We start from the raw sequence: 17,944 nt of genomic DNA on the forward strand, positions 1-17,944 counted from the left end.
GAATTCCTGATGACTGACTCGACTACCGCTTCTCCCTGGATCGCCCGCTTCGCCCCGCTGGCAAGGCGCGGCGAGGCGCTCGACCTGGCCTGCGGCACCGGCCGCCACGCGCGCCTGCTGGCCGCGCTCGGCCACCCCGTCGTCGCGCTCGACCGCGACCCGCAGGCGCTGGCCGCCGCGGCCGGCCCCGGCATCACCACCGTGCAATTCGACCTGGAAGACGGCACCGCCCCCTGGCCTTTCGAAGACGGGCGCTTTGCCGTGATCGTGGTCACCAATTACCTGCACCGGCCGCTGATTCCGGCGCTGGTGCGCAGCCTGGCGCCGGGTGGCCTGCTGATCTATGAAACTTTTGCAGGCGGAAACGAAGCCTTCGGCCGCCCGAGCAATCCGGCCTTCCTGCTGCACGAAGGCGAGCTGCTGCGCCAGGCGGCGGCCCATCACCTGCGCGTACTGGCCTTCGAGGATGGATTTACCAGCCTGCCGAAGGCGGCCATGGTGCAGCGCCTGTGCGCTGTCGGCGCCGAATTTGCCCGGGAGGACGCGCATCTGGACGGGGGCGCGGGGACGACCGAGACGCGATTCTAGTCAACAATGAACCATTCGGGCGGGCGATCCGCTACAATCAGGCTTTTATTTACCAGCATAGTTACCTACATATGATCAAGGGCAGCATAGTAGCAATCGTCACCCCGATGCATGCAGACGGCAGTCTGGACCATCCGGGCCTGCGCAAGCTGATCGACTGGCACATCGCCGAGGGCACCGATGGCATCGTCATCGTGGGCACCACGGGCGAATCGGCCACCGTCAGCGTCGAGGAACACTGCGAACTGGTCAAGCTGGCCGTCGAGCACACCAAGGGGCGGATTCCGATCATCGCCGGCACCGGCGGCAATTCGACCGCCGAAGCGATCAAGCTGACCGAATTTGCCAAGGAAGTCGGGGCCGATGCCGCCCTGGTGGTGGTGCCTTACTACAACCGTCCGACCCAGGAAGGCATGTACCGCCACTTCAAGGCCATCGCCGAAGCGGTCGACCTGCCGATCATCCTGTACAACGTGCCGGGCCGTACCGTGGCCGACATGAGCAACGAGACAATCGTGCGCCTGTCGCGCATTCCGAACATCGTCGGCATCAAGGATGCGACCGGCAACATCGGGCGTGGCCTGGAACTGCTGCGCAACGTCGACAAATCGTTCGCCGTGTATTCGGGCGACGATCCGACCGCGATCGCGCTGATGCTGTGTGGCGGCGCCGGCAATATTTCGGTCACGGCCAACGTGGCGCCGCGCGCGATGCACGAGCTGTGCGTGGCTGCGATGGCGGGCGATATCGCGCGCGCCGTCGAGATCAACAACACCGTCATGCCGTTGCACCAGAAACTGTTTATCGAGCCCAATCCGGTGCCGGTCAAATGGGCCCTGGCGGAAATGGGCCTGATGCCTGCCGGCATTCGCCTGCCCCTGGCGCCGCTCGGCCAGGACTGCCACGAGGCGGTGCGCGGCGCACTGCGCGAAGCCGGCGTCCTTCCACAGCCCTGACCCGCAAGGGTCGGACATCCCAGACATCAGCTGCCTTTCAGCTTCTCATCCAGTAACGACATGACTATTCGCAATACTTTCACCATGGCCAAGGCCACGGCATTTTCCCCAGCGGCAACGCGCGGCCTGATGCTGTCGGCGCTGATGGTCAGCCTGTCCGGCTGCGGCATGATCAGTTCCGTGATCCAGCAGGACAAGCTCGATTACCGTGGCGCCAAGAAGGCCGCGTCGCTGGACGTGCCGCCCGACCTGACCCAGCTCGAGCGCGACAACCGCTATGCGATTCCCGAAACGCGCGGCGTGGCCTCGGCCTCGACCTACCAGCAGCCGAAGGGCACGACGGCGGCCCCGGTCGCGGGCGGCCAGGCGATCGGCGCCACAGGCACCGAGGCGGTGCGCGTCGAGCGCAGCGGCGACCAGCGCTGGCTGGTGGTGAACCAGACCCCCGAGCAACTGTGGCCGCAGCTCAAGCAGTTCTGGGCCGATTCCGGCTTCACCGTCATCAGCGAGTCGGCCACCACCGGCACCATGGAAACCGACTGGGCCGAGAACCGCTCGAAGATCCCGCAAGACTTCATCCGCCAGTCGATCGGCAAGGTCTTCGATTCGCTGTACTCGACGGGCGAGCGCGACAAGTTCCGCACGCGCCTGGAGCGCACCCCGAACGGCACCGAAATCTACATCAGCCATCGCGGCGCGGAAGAAGTGCTGGTCGGTTCGCAAAAGGATTCGACCACCTGGACCGTGCGTCCCAACGATCCGGGCCTGGAAGCGCAATTCCTGAGCCGCCTGCTGGCGCGCCTGACCGGCGCGGCCGACGTCAAGCCGGCCGAAGCGGCCGTGGCGGCGGCGCCGCAAGCGCCGCAGAACGCCAAGCTGGTGGGCGACACGGTCGAAGTCAACGAAGGTTTCGACCGCGCCTGGCGCCGCGTCGGCCTGGCGCTGGACCGGGTCGGCTTCACGGTGGAAGACCGCGACCGCGTGCAGGGCGTGTATTTCGTGCGCTATGTCGATCCGGAGCTGGCCGAGAAGGAAGGTTTCCTGAGCAAGCTGTTCAGCTTCGGCGCTTCCTCGGACAAGGCCAAGGAAGCGCAGCGCTTCCGTGTGGCGGTCAAGGCCGAGACCGGCGCTGCGGTGAGCAAGGTGACCGTGCAGAGCAACGATGGCAAGCCGGAAACCTCGCCGACCGGCGCCAAGATCCTGAAACTGCTGAGCGACGAGCTGAAGTAAGCGTCGGCGCAGCCATCAAAAAAACCGGCCTCGGCCGGTTTTTTTACGTCCTTTGCCGCCGGCTGCGGGTACGCCGCTGCGGCGCCCCGCCGAGGACACATGTCCAGGCGAAAAAAAACCGGCCCGCAGGCCGGTCTTTTTCAAATCGTGCTGATTACTTGGCAGCCGATGCAGCAGCCGAAGCAGCGTCCGAAGCGGCAACCGAAGCGGCAGCAGCAGCGTCAGCAGCAACGGAAGCAGCCGAAGCAGCGGTTGCAGCAGCGTTAGCAGCGTCAGCTACTGGTGCTGCTGGAACTTCAGCTGCTGGTGCTGGGGTAACAGCGGCAGGAGCTTCAACAGCTGGGGTCACTGGAGCAACTGGGGTTTCTTCTTTTTTGGTGCAAGCAGCCAGGGCTACGGCCAGCAGGGAGACGATCAGCAAAGATTTTTTCATGGGTTTTCCTTAATTAATTCACTAAATTATGACGACGTATGTTGCGATGAATAATTACCGGTAATTATCGCTCGTTAGGGATTCCACGTCAGCTTTCGTACCTGTAATGGTGCTTGACAGACAACGGAAACTTCCTAACCCGATATTATAGCTAAATTTGGTGCTCCGCAATAGCGCCATGATGCTTTTATGGAAGCTTTTTGCAAGCTGGCAACATTCATATTGCGATAAAACGCAGGTTTCTTCGCATTTCATCGGCTAATTTGCTGTAACTCCGATTTATATTCTGATCGGGGTGTTTGCAACCTTACAAACCCTTACAAACCAGTCGTGGTTGGATGCAAGGTTGACACGGCTTCGACCCAGATGCCGCCGAATCTTTCCTGGCTGAGCTCGGTCGCCGCCGGCGCATCGAAGGCGGCCTCTCCGCGCATGTGGTCGCTGTGAAAGCGGCGCACGATGTGGATGCCGTCGGCGATGCAGAAGGAATCGGTGAGGTGGTGCAGGGAACGGGGCGTGGCGCGCACCTCGATCCTGTGATTGAACTCGCGCAGCAGGCGCACGAAGCGCGGGTAGTGACGCTCGATGTGCTCGCTGCGGTGCATGGCCAGGCGCATGGCGCCGCCGCCCGCCAGGAACTGGCGCAGCAGGGCGTCGGTCTCGCTGCTGCCGAGCGGGAATACCGAAAAGTCCGGATCGAACATCGTCAGGCTGACGCGCGCCCGCCCCAGGCAGTCGCGCAGGTGGGCTTCGAATTCGGCGTGCGAGTTGAACTTGTGGGCGGTGGCGTCGGTCATGGCAATGTCCTTGTCAAGGCGAAATATCAGGCGAGTTCGATCCAGCCATCCTGGTACCAGGTGTAGAGCGCTTCCATCACATCGTCGGAAGCGCCGGCCAGGGCCGCGCCGGCCAGGGCGCGCTCGTTGGCCAGCACGTCGAGCACGGCCTTGTCGGCGCGGCCCACGGCGAACGATTCGCCGTTGATGAAGACGTGCTTGCCACGGTACAGCATCTGCGACTTGAGCGAGAGCGCCACGCCGCGCTTGCCGGCGGTCTCGGCGAAGCGGCCCATGGTCAGCGGCTTGGCCGGGCCGGTGAAGAACACATTGTGCTTCGGCTCCGACATGTGCTCGCCGACGAAGATGGTCACGTCTTCCTCGGTGAAGCGCACCTTGTTCATTTCGTCGGCGATGGCGGCCAGCATGTTGCGCGGGATTTCGGCCGGGTTTTTGGCCACTTCCAGGTCCGGATCGGCGTAGCGGCCCGGCAGGTCGATCGAGTCGGCCATGAACTGCAGGAAGGCTTCGCCCAGTTCCTGGTAGGACGGCGAACGGAAGCCGATCGAGTAGGTCATGCACTCGCCTTCGGCCACGCCGTCGTGCGCGTAGTGGGGCGGCAGGTAGAGCATGTCGCCCGGTTCGAGCAGGAATTCTTCCTGCGGCTTGAAGTTCTTGAGGATCTTGAGCGGCTTGCCTTCGACCAGCGACAAGTCCTTCTGCGGGCCGATGCGCCAGCGGCGCTTGCCGTGCGCCTGGAGCAGGAACACATCGTAGGAATCGAAGTGGGGTCCGACGCCGCCGCCATCGGTGGCGTAGCTGATCATCAGGTCGTCCAGGCGCGCGTCCGGCACGAAGCGGAACTGGCGCAGCAGCGCGTCGCAGGCCTTGTCGGCCAGGTTGGCGCCCTGCACCAGCATGGTCCATTCGCGCTGCGTACGCGGCGGCAAGTCGGTCAGCGGGCCGTGCTGCATGCTCCAGTCGCCGTCGGCCCGGGTGATCAGGCGCGATTCGACATGGTTCAGCTTGGCAAGCGCGGCCAGCGCATCGAGCTTGAGCAGGGGCTTGAAGCCGGGGATGGCCTGGCGGATCAGCAGCGGTTTCTTGTGCCAGTAATCGCGCAAAAACTGGGCGGGCGTGATATCGCCCAAGAGCGTTAATTTTTTCATGCGCCATTATAACCAAGTCCGAAACAGGGCAAGCCGGCGGGGAGGTATAATCCGCCAGTACACACTGAAAGGAAGCACTATGAAGATTGCCAAAAACACGGTCGTAACGGTCAAGTACAAATTGTCCGACGCGCAGAACAATCTGATCGAAGACGGCAGCCAGCCGATGGTTTATCTTCACGGGGGCTATGAAAATACGCTGCCGAAAATCGAAGAAGAACTCGATGGCAAGGAAACCGGCTACGCCTGCGTCCTGCAGATCGAACCGGACGACGCCTTCGGCGACTACGACCCGGCCCTGGTCAAGGTCGAAGCGCGCGAGCGCCTGCCCGAGCCGCTCGAAGTCGGCATGCAGTTCGAAGGCATGCCGGACGGCCCGGACAGCGATGAAGAAACCATGATCTTCACCGTCACCGACATCGCCGACGACAAGGTTGTCCTCGACGGCAATCACCCGCTGGCCGGCATCGCGCTGCGCTTCGAACTGGAAGTAACCGACGTGCGCGAAGCGCTCGACGTGGAAATCGCGCACGGCCACGTGCACGGCCCGCATGGCCACCACGACCATGACGACGAAGATGACGGCGAAGAGGGCGACCACTTCCGCAGCCACCCGGTGCATTGATGCGCCCCGATGCGGGACGGGCTGGCGCCTGCCCTGCATCGACCGGCTTTTCATGCGGCGCCCGAGGCCTCCTCCGGCGCCGCCTGCGGTTTACGGCGTCCTTACGGCTTCTGAAGCAGGAACATCTTGTCGCTGCCCGGCGCCACGCGCATGCGCAGCACGCGCGATCCCACGCTGACATGACCGAGGTTGCCGCGCCAGGCGATGGCCGGCGCCGGTCCGGGCGGCGGCGCGGTATCGACCAGCAGCACCTTCCCCGCGAATTTTTGCGCCGCCGCCAGCACCTGGTGGCGCGCCGCCGCATAGCCGTCCTGGCGGCTCTCGTTCGATCCCAGCATCGCCAGCAGGCCCGGTTTTTCGCTGTGGATCTTCATGTCCCCTTCGGTAAACAAGACCACCGCGTCGAGCTTCTTGCGCTGGGCGGTGCCGAACAGGCGCTTGAGCCAGAAGCGGTTGGCCACCGCGCGGTCTTCGAACTCGCTGTTGCGGCCCGCTTCCGGGCGGTAGTGATTGTTATCCGAGGGTAGGTTCATGGTCGCGTACAGCACGTTGCCGACCACCCAGTGGGCATTTTCGGCATAGCTGCGGAACTGCGAACTGGTCGACAGGCGCAGCAGGGGCAGCTTGCGCTTGCCGAGCGAATCGGCGTCCGGATAGAACAGCTCGCGCACGCGGTTCAGGCGATCCACCGCCACCTGGCTGCCGGCGCCGTTGGTGCAGCCGCTCCAGTCGCTGGCGGCGGGCGCCACGATCGTCGGCCGGCGCGCTTTGGCGAACAGGTCGCGCCGCTGCGTGTACAACTCGTCGCTGCACGGTTCGCGCTCGCCCTTGATGCCGGTGGCAACGATAAACGCCACCGCGCCGTCGTCGCTGCTGGCGATGGCCTGTTCGAGCTGGGCCTCGCTGCCGCCGTCGCTGAAGAGGTGCCCGATGATGGCGAACTGGTAGGGCGCCGGCCCCCTGGCGGCAGCCGTCCTGCCTTGCGCGGCGAGGGCGTGCGGCGCCAGCGGCAGCAGGGCCGCGCACAGCAGCGCGGCCAGCGGGGCGGCGCGCATCATGGCGCGGCCAGGCGCTTGAGCTGGTACAGCTGCTCGAGCGCTTCGCGCGGAGTCAAGGCATCCGGATCGATGGCGGACAGGGCGTCGAGCAGGGCGTCGCTGGCCGGGTCGTGCGCCGGCGATGGCGCCGCGGCCGCCTCGTCCGGTTCGACGCAGGGCAGCGCGAACAGGTCCAGCTGCGGCGTGGTGTCGAGCGCCTGCGATTCGAGCCGCGCCAGGTGCTTGCGCGCGGCCTTGATCACCGCCTGCGGCACGCCGGCCAGCTGCGCCACCTGCAGGCCGTAGCTCTGCGACGCCGGCCCGGCCTGCACCGCGTGCAGGAACACGATGCTGTCCTTGTGCTCGACCGCCGACAGGTGCACGTTGGCCGCGCTCGGGTGGCTTTCGGGCAGTTGCGTCAGTTCGAAGTAGTGGGTTGCGAACAGGGTGAAGCTGCGGCTGGTGTCGATCAGGTGGCGCGCGATGGCCCAGGCCAGGGCCAGGCCGTCGAAGGTCGAGGTGCCGCGTCCCACTTCATCCATCAGCACCAGCGACTGCGCGCTGGCGCCGTTGAGGATCGCCGCCGATTCGGTCATCTCCACCATGAAGGTCGAGCGTCCGCCGGCCAGGTCGTCGGTGGCGCCGATGCGGGTGAAGATGCGGTCGATCGGGCCGATGGTCGCGCTGGTGGCCGGCACGTAGCTGCCGACGTAGGCCAGCAAGGTGATCAGGGCCACCTGGCGCATGAAGGTCGATTTACCGCCCATGTTCGGGCCCGTGATCAGGAGCAGGCGGCGTTCGTCGTTGAACTTGCAGTCGTTGGCGATGAAGCGCTCGATCTGCTTTTCCACCACCGGGTGGCGGCCTTCGCAGATCAGCAGGCAGGGTTCGGCCACCAGCTGCGGCGCGCACCAGTTGTGCTGCAGCGCGTGGGTGGTCAGGGCGGTCAGCGTGTCGAGCTGCGCCAGGCCCTGCGAGATGGTTTGCAGGGTGCCGATGTGCGGCGCCAGGTCGGCCAGCAGCTGGTCGTACAGCAGCTTCTCGCGCACCAGCGCCTTGTCCTGCGCCGACAGGGCCTTGTCTTCGAAGACCTTCAGTTCGGGCGTGATGTAACGCTCGGCGTTCTTCAGGGTCTGGCGGCGGCGGTAATCGTCCGGCACCTTGTCGGTCTGGCCGTGCGTGACTTCGATGTAGAACCCGTGCACCTTGTTGTATTCGACGCGCAGGTTGGCGATGCCGGTGCGGGCGCGTTCGCGCGTTTCCAGGTCGACCAGGAACTGGCCGGCGTTCTCGGACAGGCCGCGCAGTTCGTCGAGTTCGGCGTCGAAGCCGCGCGCGAACACGCCGCCGTCGCGCACCATGGCCGCCGGTTCCTCGGCCACCGCGCGCTCGAGCAGGTCGAGGCAGATGGCGGGTGTGGCCAGCGCCGTGTGGATGGCGGCAATCAGGCTCTCTTCGCCTGGCGTAAAGGCTTGCTGGGCCGAGCGGCGCAGGGCGGGCAACTGGCGCAGGCCGTCGCGCAGGCTGGCCAGGTCGCGCGGGCGGGCCGACAGCAGGGCGATGCGGGTGGTGATGCGTTCGATGTCGGGCACCTCGGCCAGGGTGCCCGCGAGCGTGCCGGCGGCGTCGCTCTGCGCCAGTGCGCCGATGGCCGCGTGCCGGGCGCGCGCCACGTTCTGGTCGCGCCGCGCATGGTGCAGCCAGTGGCGCAGCAGGCGCGAACCCATCGCCGTGCGGCAGTGGTCGAGCAGCGAGAACAGGGTCGGCGACTCCTGGCCGCGGATGGTTTCGGTCAGCTCCAGGTTGCGCCGGGTGGCGGCATCGAGGCCGATGAATTCGTTCTCGGTTTCGGTCGACAGGCTGCGCACGTGCTGCAGGCCGCGGCCCTGGGTCGACTGGGCGTAGCGCAGCAGCGCGCCGGCTGCGCCGAAGGCGGCCCCCAGGCCATCGGCGCCGAAGCCGGTCAGGGTGGCCACGCCCAGCTGGTCGAGCAGGGCCTTGTGGCCGCCGACGACGTCGAAGTGCCAGTCGGGCACGCGCTGGGTGTGGGCGCTGCCGTCGTCCTCGAACAGCTCGGCGCCGCTGCCGTCAGCGCGCAGGATTTCGGCCGGGGCGATGCGTTCGAGCTCCTGGCGCAGGCGCACGCCGACGGTGCGGCTGTCGCCCGAAAATTCCATCAGTTTCAGGCCGCCGCTGGCCAGCGACAGCCACGCCAGACCCGTGGTGACGACCTTGCGCTGGCTGATCATGCACAAGGCCAGCAGCGGGCGTTCGGCTTTTTCGGGCAGCAGGTCGGCGTCGGTCAGGGTGCCGGGGGTGACCACGCGCATGACCTTGCGCTCGACCGGGCCCTTGCTGGTGGCCGGGTCGCCGATCTGTTCGCAGATCGCGCAAGACTCGCCCAGCTTGACCAGCTTGGCCAGGTAGGGATCGAGCGAGTGGAAGGGGATGCCGCACATCTTGATCGGATTGCCGTTCGAGGCGCCGCGCGCGGTCAGGGTGATGCCGAGGATGCGCGCGGCCTTTTCGGCGTCGTCGTGGAACAGCTCGTAGAAGTCGCCCATGCGGTAGAACACCAGCATGGTCGGGTACTCGGCCTTGATGCGCAGGTATTGCTGCATCATCGGCGTGTGTTTTTCGGCGGGACCGTTCTTGATGGCGGCGGCGTTGATTTCGGTCGGGGGTGTGGTCATCGTTACTTTCAATCCGGTGCGGGCGCGGCGTTTTTGTCTGCCGCGTCATGAGGGCGCCATTTTACCGCCTCGGCACCGGACAGAGGCAAAGTGATGCACGGGCGGTGCGCGGAAGGGTAGTCGGGGCCGTCAGCCTGTTTTCGGGCAGGCGCGATGACGTTGCGGCTGGCGCTTTGTCCAGCTTTCGGATTGGTATCGAAATTCAATACCCATAGTAAGGCTCACAGCGCAACTAATGAATAACTTACATATAAGCTTTCATGTGCGGCAAGATGTTGCTAATGCTATTTAGCAATTTTTGGTTAAATTTTGAAACGGATTGTCGTCGTTTGCCGCCCTCCGCGACCAGCTCCATCCGCCTTCCAGACGAGTCGCACGCGCGTCGTCCGGCACTACCACAGCAGTTATTTCGTCCATTATGAAACACACCGGTGTCAGCAAAGCATCCTTCTTCTGGGGCTTACAGGGTATTTGCACCCTTCACAGAAAACCCTATTCTCCCGAAATAGCACAACAGCAACTGGCCGCACCCTATTCCATCGATTCGCTTGCCAGCGCCATCACATCGTTCGGATTCAAAGCTGGTGTTGCGTCTGCCAAGGCAGCCAAGCTCCACAAGGAATCGTTTCCCTTGCCCGTGTTTCTGCGCGACAGGAGGGACGAGTCTGGTTCCGCGCCTGATGCCGCCTGCGTCGTTGCGCTGGTATTGCAGGCAGACCGTGACAGCGTTCTGGTTGTCGAAGCGGACGACAGCGCACCGCGCACGATCCCGTTGGCCGACTTCGGCGAACGGTTCCTGGGAAAAATTGTCCGAGTCTCTCCCCAGAGCACCGATGCCAATGACCCGGACAGCGAAGAACTGGCGCGTCAGTCGCGCCGGTTCGGTTTCAGCTGGTTTGTTCCGGAATTGCTGAAGCATAAGAAATTGTGCCAGGAAGTGTTGCTCGCATCCTTGGTGATCCAGCTGATCGCGCTGGCGACGCCGTTATGTACACAGGCGATCATCGACAAGGTGGTGGTCCATCATAGCCAAAGCACCTTGATTGTGATTGCCATCGGCATGGCGGTGTTCATGCTGTTTTCGGCGGCATTGTCGTGGATGCGCCAGTATCTGGTGCTGCATACCGGTAATCGCGTCGATGCCGCCTTGGGGGCGTCCGTTTTCGCTCGCCTGTTCAAGCTGCCGCCAATGTACTTCCAGCACCGGCCCGCCGGCGTCATCGCCGCGCGCCTGCATGGCGTCGAAACAATCTTTCGATGAAGCGACCAGCGCACTCGACCAGTCCACCGCCGAACAGTTCGCGCATACCGTCAACGCTATGCGCGGCAAGGTCACGATGCTGTTCATTACCCGCGGCCTGCCAAAGGGATTGCAGCTCGACGCCGTGTACCGCCTGGGCCCGCATGGAGCGCAGCGCGTCGCCCTGGCGCCCGTGCCTGCCTCGCTTGGCAATCCCGGACGCCCGCATGCCGAATCGCCCGCAACCGCCGCATAAACAGAGATGACTACCATGAGTTCGAATCAAACGTCCGCCGCTGCGGCTGTGCCTTCCCACCCCGATCCGTCCGGGGCAACCGTCATTCCGCTGCGTCCTCCCAAGCGCTGGCACGATCCCTTGAGCCGGATCGAAAAGCAGGATCCCAGTACGGCCGGGCGCATGGTGCTGCGTGCGGTGTCGGTACTGGTGCTGGTGCTGATTGTGTGGGCTGCCTTCGGCAAGCTCGACATTATCGCCAGCGCGGACGGCAAGCTGGCGCCGCAGACCCTGGTGAAGATCGTGCAGCCGTCCGAAGCGGGCGTGGTCAAGGAATTGCTCGTGAGTGAAGGCGACGTGGTCAAGGCCGGGCAGGTGCTTGCGCGCCTGGATGCCACCCTCGCCAGTGCCGACAAGACTGGCGTCAGCAGCGACCTGGCTACCCAGAAAATGCAGGCGCGCCGCATCGAGGCTGAACTGTCCGGCAAGCCGATGCTGGCGCGTGCCGAGGACGATGCGCTTTTGTTCGCCCAGGTGCAGCGGCAGTACCAGGCGCGTCGTGGCGCATTCAACGATAGCCTGGAACAGGAGAAGGCGCTGCTGCAAAAGATGGAGTTCGAAAAGAAGAGTGCGGGAGAAACGTTCGCCAAGCTGGAGCAGACCTTGCCCACGTATCAGGCGGCCGCCAAGAGCCTGGCCGATTTGTCGCGCGAAGGCTATGTGCCGGTGCGACAGAGCGTCGACAAGGAGCGCGAGGCAATCGAAAAGGCCAAGGACCTGGACGCGCAGCGCTCGACCGTGGCAGCCCTGAATTCGGCGATGGCGGCGCAGCGCCAGAAGCTCAGCCAACTGCACAGCACGTACAAAAGCGAACTGGAGCGCGAGCTGGCGGAGATCCGCGCCAGGCTGGGCCAGTTGCAGCCGAGCCTGGACAAGAGCAGCTATCGAGAAGGTCAGATGGCCCTGCGCGCGCCGCAGGATGGGGTGATCAAGGATCTGGCGACTACCACGACCGGTGCGGTGGTGCAGCCAGGCGCGGTTGTGTTGACCCTGATGCCAAAAGACGAACTGCTGTTTGCCGACGTGAATATCAAGAATGAGGATGTGGGATTCGTCGCGGTGGGGCAGAGCGCCAAGGTGAAGCTGGCGGCTTATCCGTTTCAACGGCATGGCATGTTGAGCGGCACGGTCATCCACATCAGCGCCGATGCCAGTGAACCGGCTCGGGCGGAACCAGGTGGGAGCGGGAGCACGGGACCGGCGAGTGGTAGCGCAAGTTACAAGGCGCGTATCCGTCTGGATCAGCAAGCGTTGAATGATTTACAAGGCAAGAGGCTTCACATTGCGCCTGGGATGCAAGTGGTGGCCGAAATTAATCAGGGACAGCGTACCGTACTGGAGTACCTGTTGTCTCCGGTGCAAAAGGCGGTTTCTGAAGCGGCGCGCGAACGATGAGTATGCGACGAGCAAGTATTTTGATTCGTGGCGCTATTCGCTTATAAATGCTCTTGCGCACAAGGAAATAATAGCTTTATTTCTTTATTTTTTAACTTCTTGAACAAGACCGCGTGGGGCTCCGACACTTCGTTTTGGAGCCGCACTTTGATCGCAAGGAATGCTATATGAAAAGAAGGTTGAGACCAGTTGGCGTTTTCATGATTATTATGATGATTATTGGAGGCGGTTGCGCAGGGAAGCAGCAAGGTACCCTGACTAATGAAAGAATTGCACTCTATAAATCTTCGCATGTCGCAGATCGAATGTTCGAGCAGCGTTGCTTGGGTTCTGGGGAGAAAATATATAAGCAGATTCTGAACGTTGAAGGAGTTCGATTGCTTAAGTTGCGCGGGGAAAAACTGAATTTTTCTGATCAGTATGTGTTGGATGATCCTTACGGTAGTGATCTTGCTGGTGATGGATATATAAAGAGTTTTTTTCGTGATTTTTACATTGTTAATCGAATAAAGCCAACAATTACCACGCTCGATTATCCCCCACGCTTTGCCTATAATTTTGTTGAAGTGATGGATGATAGTGATGGAAAAATATATAGATACACGGGCTCGATTGATGAGCCATGGCTAAGAAACAAGGCGTATCTTAAGGGTCATAGGCAATTTTTATTGAACCGCAACGTTGTGAGCGGCCCTTCTGCACGATATGGCGTAGTGTTCAATGATATATCAACCAAAGAAGATAGAGATTACTGGATAGCAGGTAGTTCTCTTCAAGTAATAGATATGGTAACAAATGAAATTCTTGCTGTACGTATCGGCTATATGTACGATCCTGGTCAAGGAAATACAGACGGAGGACGCGCGCCATGGATTGTTGCAGCCAATCATTCTTGTCCAAGCTTCGGCACGAGAGGAGCCTCTGTTTCTCAAATGCTTCAAACTGAAGAGTTCGTTGAAAAAGTATTAATTCCGAAAAAATAAAAAAGAATATTAGGGCTGCAATAACAGCTGTCATCTTAGTCGCGTTTTTTTGCAAGGTGAAAATATATGGTCTATTATCTGGAGAATGTTGAATGAGAAAAATCGTAAAGTTTGCTTTTTCAATATGGGTGTGTGGGTTGGTGTCCAGTGTTTCACACGATCCTAATCGGGAAACCGATCGGGCAAGGTGAGCCGCCTCGATGTTTCATGAGCGTCGTAAAATTTCTGGCGAAAAGATATACCGGAAGATCGACAATGTCGAGGGTGGTTTTTTTGCTGAGAACTTGTCCCCAAGTGGAACAATTTTCTGATCAATATTCGTTTGATGATCTTTATGGGAATGATTTGACAGGACTGTCTTATATTCGTAGTTTTCTCCATGGGGCACATTTAACTACTTTGTTGAATTTGAAGGATTCAAATTCAAGCTCTCCCCTCCGTACTGGGTATGCCTACGTCGATGTAGTGGAGCTAATGGATGGAAAACGCTATCGTTACACGGGCCAAATTGAAGAGCCCGCACTGGTGAGAGGAAATATCGACGAGTTGAAAAAGGTCGAGGGCGTCAATTTAGTAAAGTTGCGTGGAGTGTGGTTGAATCTATCTGATCAGTACGAGCTCGACGATCCCTACGGCAGCGATTTGGTGAGTGAAGGATAAATAAAGAGTCTCCTTCATGAGTTAAAATATTGCTAGGGAGGTACTGATTTAATCGCTTTTTTACACGTCGGCCACGCGTAAGCCATTGATTTTCTAAGGCAGTTTATTTTCAATAAACTAATAATTCGGGGTTCCCTAGTGAATTGAGTACCGATGTTGAAGAGATGGCTTACTTTGTGGTGCAGATAGAATTCATTATTGCGATTTTTTGTGGAGTACGAAAAATGAGAAGTAACATGTTTTTCAGGTTTGGAATTGCAACCATTCTTGTAAATTTAATCGTCGGTTGTGAGTCAAATATCCAGAGGGTTACCTCTAAAGCTGAACAAGAACGAAATAATCGCGAAGTTGCGAAGAAGATTTTTGAGCAGCGTTGCTTAAGTTCAGGTGAGAAAATAAAGAGGAAGGTCGATAATGTGGATGGGATTTTCTTGATGAAATTACGTCCAGAAAAACTAAATTTCTCCAATCAATATTTACTGGACGATCCATATGGTAGTGACTTCACGGGGGATGCCTACATTCGAAGTTTTCTACGTGGTTTTTATGAGCATAATTACCGGAAATCGGACCATTCGGTATCGAATGCGATTTCGCATATAGGCTATCGCTATGTCGATGCGATTGATGAAACGGATAAAAAGCGGTACAGATATGTTGGAATTGTCGAGCAGCCGGGTCTTACGGACGCCACATTTTTAAAAGGCTATCGTCGTTTTGTTCTTAGACGCACGCTCGCTGATGGTCCTGTGCTGCGGTATGGAGTGACATACGAAGATATTTCAAATAAGGTCGATCGCGACCATTGGATTGCTGGAAGTTCGTTAAAAGTAATTGACTTAAAAACTAATGAGGTTATTGCTGAGCGAATTGGTTATATGTACGACCCGGGCCAAGGGGGGGCGGCTGGGGGCAGGTCGCCTTGGATGATAGCAGCGAGCTATTCCTGTCCAAGCTTCGGTAAGCATCACGGTTCGGCATCTCAGGATCTTCAAACCGAAACATTTGTAAGTAAAGTACTAAAGTCATCAATTTAAGCGCATGAAGCATTGAAGTCAACGATAAATAGCATTCTGAAATACAGTAATCTACAAATGGCTGTCAAGCAGTTCTCATAGATGAGAGCGGCGATATAAAATCTACCCCACGTTTCGCAATTTAAGGATTTTGGCTATGAAAATTAATGTTCTTTTTCGATTTGGCGTACTCGCAGCTGTAACGCTTATAGCGGTCGGTTGCGGAACAAGCCGAGAAATCGCTAGTGTTAAACCTGATGCTGGACATGTGGCTGGCGAAAATATAGCGACTCAGATGTTCGAGCAACGTTGCCGTGGTGCCGGTGAGAAAATATACAAGCAAGTTGATAACGTCGATGGGGTATTCTTGCTGCGGATACGTCCGGAAAATATCAATTTTTCTGATCAGTATGCGCTGGACGATCCATATGGTAGGGATTTCAATGGTGACGCATATATTCGAAGCTTTTTGCGCGGATTTTATGAAAGTAATTACGGCAAGTCAGATAATCCGATTTTAAATTCGCCTCTACATTTAGGATATCGCTATGTTGATGCGATTGATAAGGCGGACGGACACCGTTACAGATATGTTGCCATTATCGAGCGTCCCGGTGTTACTGATTCATCATTTGCAAAAGATTATCGCCGCTTCGTTCTGAGGCGTACCTTGGTGGACGATCCCGCACCAAGATATGGTGTCACATATGAAGATATCTCGACCAAAGAAGAACGCGATCACTGGATTGCTGGAAGTTCTCTTAAGGTAATTGATCTAAAAACAAATGAAATTCTTGCTGAACGAATCGGTTATATGTACGACCCTGGACAAGGCTCGAACGTTGGTGGACGGGCTCCTTGGCTGATAGCGGCGAACTACTCGTGTCCAAGCTTTGGTACGCGCCGTGGTTCCTCGTCACAGACTTTGCAGTCAGAAACTTTCGTAGGCAAAGTATTAAAGCCATCTAAATATGGTTTATTAAATCATGTCGTTGTCAATAAATAGTATTTTAAAATATAGCAATTTGCAAGTGGCTGCTGAAGCTTTTATTATAGATGAGAATGGTTTAAAAAAGTTTGGCGGTGATGCATTAATCGATGCTCTTAAGGTGGGAAATAATCATAATAGCAAGTTCACTAAAGCGCAGGCTACCGAATTTGCTAAATATTGGGAAGTGGTTGCGCACAAAGAAAATTCGAAAACCGGATTTCAGGAACTCTTTTTAAGTGCCGCGCTGATGATCCATCCACCGGTGCAAAAGCTGATGAATTAGTTATTTCATTTCGAAGCACTGAATTCGTTGATGACGCTGTGCGCGATAACTTAGCCACAAACACTCTGGAGATCAAAAACACTGATGGGCTTGGGGCCAGATAAGCGATATGGAAGAGTGGTACGCTGAGCTATCCAAGAAGAACCTGCGAGGGAATTTTGCGGTAACTGGCTACAGCTTGGACGGGCACCTCGCAACGGCATTTAACCTGTTACATCCGGGGGCAGCCAAAGAGGTTGTAACATTTAACGGCGCAGGTGTTGGTAAAGCGGCCACCGGCGACGTTACCTCCGCGATGAAAATATTCGGCGATATGCGCAGCAACACGACATTGATTGACGACCGCTTAAAGCCGTCTGGCGCGGCACTGCTATATCGTACGATAAAGAAAAACTTGGCGGACGGCACATGGAAGGTCGAGGATGCACTAAAGAATGCGGAACACGCCCTGAGTTTAGAGCGGTTGATGAATCCGGACAACGGTGGAACCGACACGGACTTAGGTGTCAAGTCTCGCCTGGTCATAAACGCGCTTTACAAATATCTCCGGCTTGTTTTGCTGCCATTCCTTGAGCGCTTGAATCGGCGTCTTGGAACCGATGGCACGCTGCGGAATGTGGTGGTTGTACAGCTTCAGGTAGTTGAGCACGGTCGTCTCCAGGCCGGCCCGGCTGTCGAATCGGGTCTGTTGTAGCAGCTCGCTAATGCGACCGTTGAAGCGTTCGACCATGCCGTTTGTTTGCGGGTGACGAGGCGGTGCCAGACGGTGCTCAATGGCCATGGCGGCACAGACTTTATCGAATGCATGCTGGCCACTGGGCTTCTTGTCTTTCATCGTAAACCGGTCGGTAAATTGAGAGCCGTTGTCGGTCAGGATTTTGGTGATCTTGATTGGCGAGGCGATCTTGAGGCGGCGCAGAAAGTCGACGCTGCTGCTGTCGGTCATGTCGCCATAAATGTGCAGAAAGACCCAACGCGTGGCGCGGTCGATGGCCACGAACAGGTAGCGACGCGACTTCTCATCGGGCATCTGAGGCAGGTATTTGATGTCCACGTGAACGAAGCCCGGCTCATAGTCCTTGAAGGTTTTCTTGGCCGAGATCGTTTCGCCCTCTGCCTTTGGAATGATGTCCTCCAGACGCGACATGCCCTCGCGCTTGAGCAGGCGGGCTATACCTGCCCGCGAAACGGCGGCGTTGATGTACTCGCGGGTAATGTACAGCAGGTCGTCAAGCGGCAGATAAAGCGACTGGCGCAGTGACAGCACGATGGCCTCCTGCGTCGCGCTCAGGGTCGTATGTAACGTATGGGCGCGGTGCGAGCGGTCTTGCACATCGTCTCGTTTGAGCCACTTCGCAGCTGTGGCACGGGTGATATTGAAGACTTTGGCGGCCTCGCGATCGGACAAGCCGGAGTCCTTGATTTCCTGCCGGATCTTTGGCGTTGTGCGGGCTTGGGGATGAATACGTGTGCTCATGGACTGAAGTTTATCCGACATGCTGCAACCGATGGGACGACCGCGGCGGCAAACCGGCGATCAACTCGTCAAGCACGGCCTTGGCGCGGAACAAAGC

The 17,944-nt window shown here is 58.7% G+C and carries 18 protein-coding genes; 12 read left to right on the forward strand and 6 right to left on the reverse strand.

Annotated elements, in window-relative coordinates; genetic code table 11:
* Nucleotides 1–9 precede the first annotated feature (9 nt).
* The 3 genes from EJB06_RS10925 to bamC all read left to right on the forward strand — a co-directional run bounded on the left by EJB06_RS10925 (nucleotide 10) and on the right by bamC (nucleotide 2,774).
* Entirely contained in the window at nucleotides 10–588 is a 579-nt protein-coding gene (locus tag EJB06_RS10925) for a class I SAM-dependent methyltransferase (RefSeq protein ID WP_126074057.1), read from the forward strand.
* Nucleotides 589–659: 71 nt separating this feature from the next.
* Nucleotides 660–1,544, forward strand: coding sequence for a 4-hydroxy-tetrahydrodipicolinate synthase (gene dapA, locus EJB06_RS10930; RefSeq protein ID WP_126074058.1), 885 nt, complete (start codon nucleotides 660–662; stop codon nucleotides 1,542–1,544).
* A gap of 60 nt (nucleotides 1,545–1,604) precedes the next feature.
* Complete coding sequence (bamC, locus tag EJB06_RS10935) at nucleotides 1,605–2,774, forward strand: NlpB/DapX family lipoprotein (protein WP_229427024.1); 1,170 nt, start codon at nucleotides 1,605–1,607, stop codon at nucleotides 2,772–2,774.
* 154 nt (nucleotides 2,775–2,928) lie between these two features.
* On the opposite strand, the gene EJB06_RS10940 is transcribed toward bamC, so the two are convergent.
* From EJB06_RS10940 to EJB06_RS10950, 3 genes are all read right to left on the reverse strand, one after another.
* Nucleotides 2,929–3,207 (reverse strand): hypothetical protein, encoded by a 279-nt coding sequence (locus EJB06_RS10940; RefSeq protein ID WP_126074059.1) that lies wholly within the window; start codon nucleotides 3,205–3,207, stop codon nucleotides 2,929–2,931.
* A 317-nt stretch (nucleotides 3,208–3,524) separates the two neighbouring features.
* Complete coding sequence (locus tag EJB06_RS10945; RefSeq protein ID WP_126074060.1) at nucleotides 3,525–4,004, reverse strand: DUF7931 domain-containing protein; 480 nt, start codon at nucleotides 4,002–4,004, stop codon at nucleotides 3,525–3,527.
* Between the two features lie 26 nt (nucleotides 4,005–4,030).
* Nucleotides 4,031–5,152, reverse strand: coding sequence for a cupin domain-containing protein (locus EJB06_RS10950; protein WP_126074061.1), 1,122 nt, complete (start codon nucleotides 5,150–5,152; stop codon nucleotides 4,031–4,033).
* A gap of 79 nt (nucleotides 5,153–5,231) precedes the next feature.
* Here EJB06_RS10950 and EJB06_RS10955 point away from each other — a divergent pair, with 79 nt between their 5' ends.
* A complete protein-coding gene (locus EJB06_RS10955; protein ID WP_126074062.1) occupies nucleotides 5,232–5,777 on the forward strand; it encodes an FKBP-type peptidyl-prolyl cis-trans isomerase in 546 nt (181 codons plus the stop codon).
* 101 nt (nucleotides 5,778–5,878) lie between these two features.
* Here the strand turns inward: EJB06_RS10955 and EJB06_RS10960 are convergent, their stop codons facing one another.
* Nucleotides 5,879–6,835 carry a hypothetical protein gene (locus tag EJB06_RS10960; protein WP_126074063.1) on the reverse strand — a complete coding sequence of 319 codons (957 nt, stop codon included), beginning with the start codon at nucleotides 6,833–6,835 and terminating at the stop codon, nucleotides 5,879–5,881.
* Nucleotides 6,832–9,507 (reverse strand): DNA mismatch repair protein MutS, encoded by a 2,676-nt coding sequence (gene mutS / locus EJB06_RS10965; protein WP_126074064.1) that lies wholly within the window; start codon nucleotides 9,505–9,507, stop codon nucleotides 6,832–6,834. Before mutS ends, EJB06_RS10960 begins: the two co-directional genes overlap by 4 nt.
* Nucleotides 9,508–9,925: 418 nt before the next feature.
* Between mutS and EJB06_RS10970 the strand changes: the two genes are divergently transcribed.
* From EJB06_RS10970 to EJB06_RS11005, 8 genes are all read left to right on the forward strand, one after another.
* Nucleotides 9,926–10,768, forward strand: coding sequence for an ABC transporter transmembrane domain-containing protein (locus EJB06_RS10970; protein ID WP_126074065.1), 843 nt, complete (start codon nucleotides 9,926–9,928; stop codon nucleotides 10,766–10,768).
* Nucleotides 10,743–11,003 (forward strand): hypothetical protein, encoded by a 261-nt coding sequence (locus tag EJB06_RS10975; protein ID WP_126074066.1) that lies wholly within the window; start codon nucleotides 10,743–10,745, stop codon nucleotides 11,001–11,003. Before EJB06_RS10970 ends, EJB06_RS10975 begins: the two co-directional genes overlap by 26 nt.
* 15 nt (nucleotides 11,004–11,018) lie before the next feature.
* Nucleotides 11,019–12,437 (forward strand): HlyD family type I secretion periplasmic adaptor subunit, encoded by a 1,419-nt coding sequence (locus EJB06_RS10980; protein WP_229427025.1) that lies wholly within the window; start codon nucleotides 11,019–11,021, stop codon nucleotides 12,435–12,437.
* A 167-nt stretch (nucleotides 12,438–12,604) separates the two neighbouring features.
* Nucleotides 12,605–13,420 (forward strand): hypothetical protein, encoded by an 816-nt coding sequence (locus EJB06_RS10985; protein WP_126074068.1) that lies wholly within the window; start codon nucleotides 12,605–12,607, stop codon nucleotides 13,418–13,420.
* A gap of 207 nt (nucleotides 13,421–13,627) precedes the next feature.
* Nucleotides 13,628–14,080: a hypothetical protein gene (locus EJB06_RS10990; protein ID WP_126074069.1), complete on the forward strand. Its 453-nt coding sequence runs from the start codon at nucleotides 13,628–13,630 to the stop codon at nucleotides 14,078–14,080.
* A gap of 236 nt (nucleotides 14,081–14,316) precedes the next feature.
* Nucleotides 14,317–15,117 carry a hypothetical protein gene (locus tag EJB06_RS10995; RefSeq protein WP_126074070.1) on the forward strand — a complete coding sequence of 267 codons (801 nt, stop codon included), beginning with the start codon at nucleotides 14,317–14,319 and terminating at the stop codon, nucleotides 15,115–15,117.
* Nucleotides 15,118–15,253: 136 nt separating this feature from the next.
* The gene (locus EJB06_RS11000; protein ID WP_126074071.1) at nucleotides 15,254–16,102 is read left to right on the forward strand and encodes a hypothetical protein; all 849 of its coding nucleotides are present in this window, start codon (nucleotides 15,254–15,256) and stop codon (nucleotides 16,100–16,102) included.
* Between the two features lie 25 nt (nucleotides 16,103–16,127).
* Nucleotides 16,128–16,370 carry a hypothetical protein gene (locus EJB06_RS11005; RefSeq protein WP_126074072.1) on the forward strand — a complete coding sequence of 81 codons (243 nt, stop codon included), beginning with the start codon at nucleotides 16,128–16,130 and terminating at the stop codon, nucleotides 16,368–16,370.
* Nucleotides 16,371–16,869: 499 nt separating this feature from the next.
* Here EJB06_RS11005 and EJB06_RS11010 read toward each other — a convergent pair whose 3' ends face one another.
* Nucleotides 16,870–17,847 carry an IS481 family transposase gene (locus tag EJB06_RS11010; RefSeq protein WP_126074073.1) on the reverse strand — a complete coding sequence of 326 codons (978 nt, stop codon included), beginning with the start codon at nucleotides 17,845–17,847 and terminating at the stop codon, nucleotides 16,870–16,872.
* Between the last annotated feature and the right edge of the window lie 97 nt (nucleotides 17,848–17,944).

The organism is Massilia atriviolacea (assembly GCF_003953935.1).
GTDB classification, from domain to species: domain Bacteria; phylum Pseudomonadota; class Gammaproteobacteria; order Burkholderiales; family Burkholderiaceae_D; genus Telluria_A; species Telluria_A atriviolacea.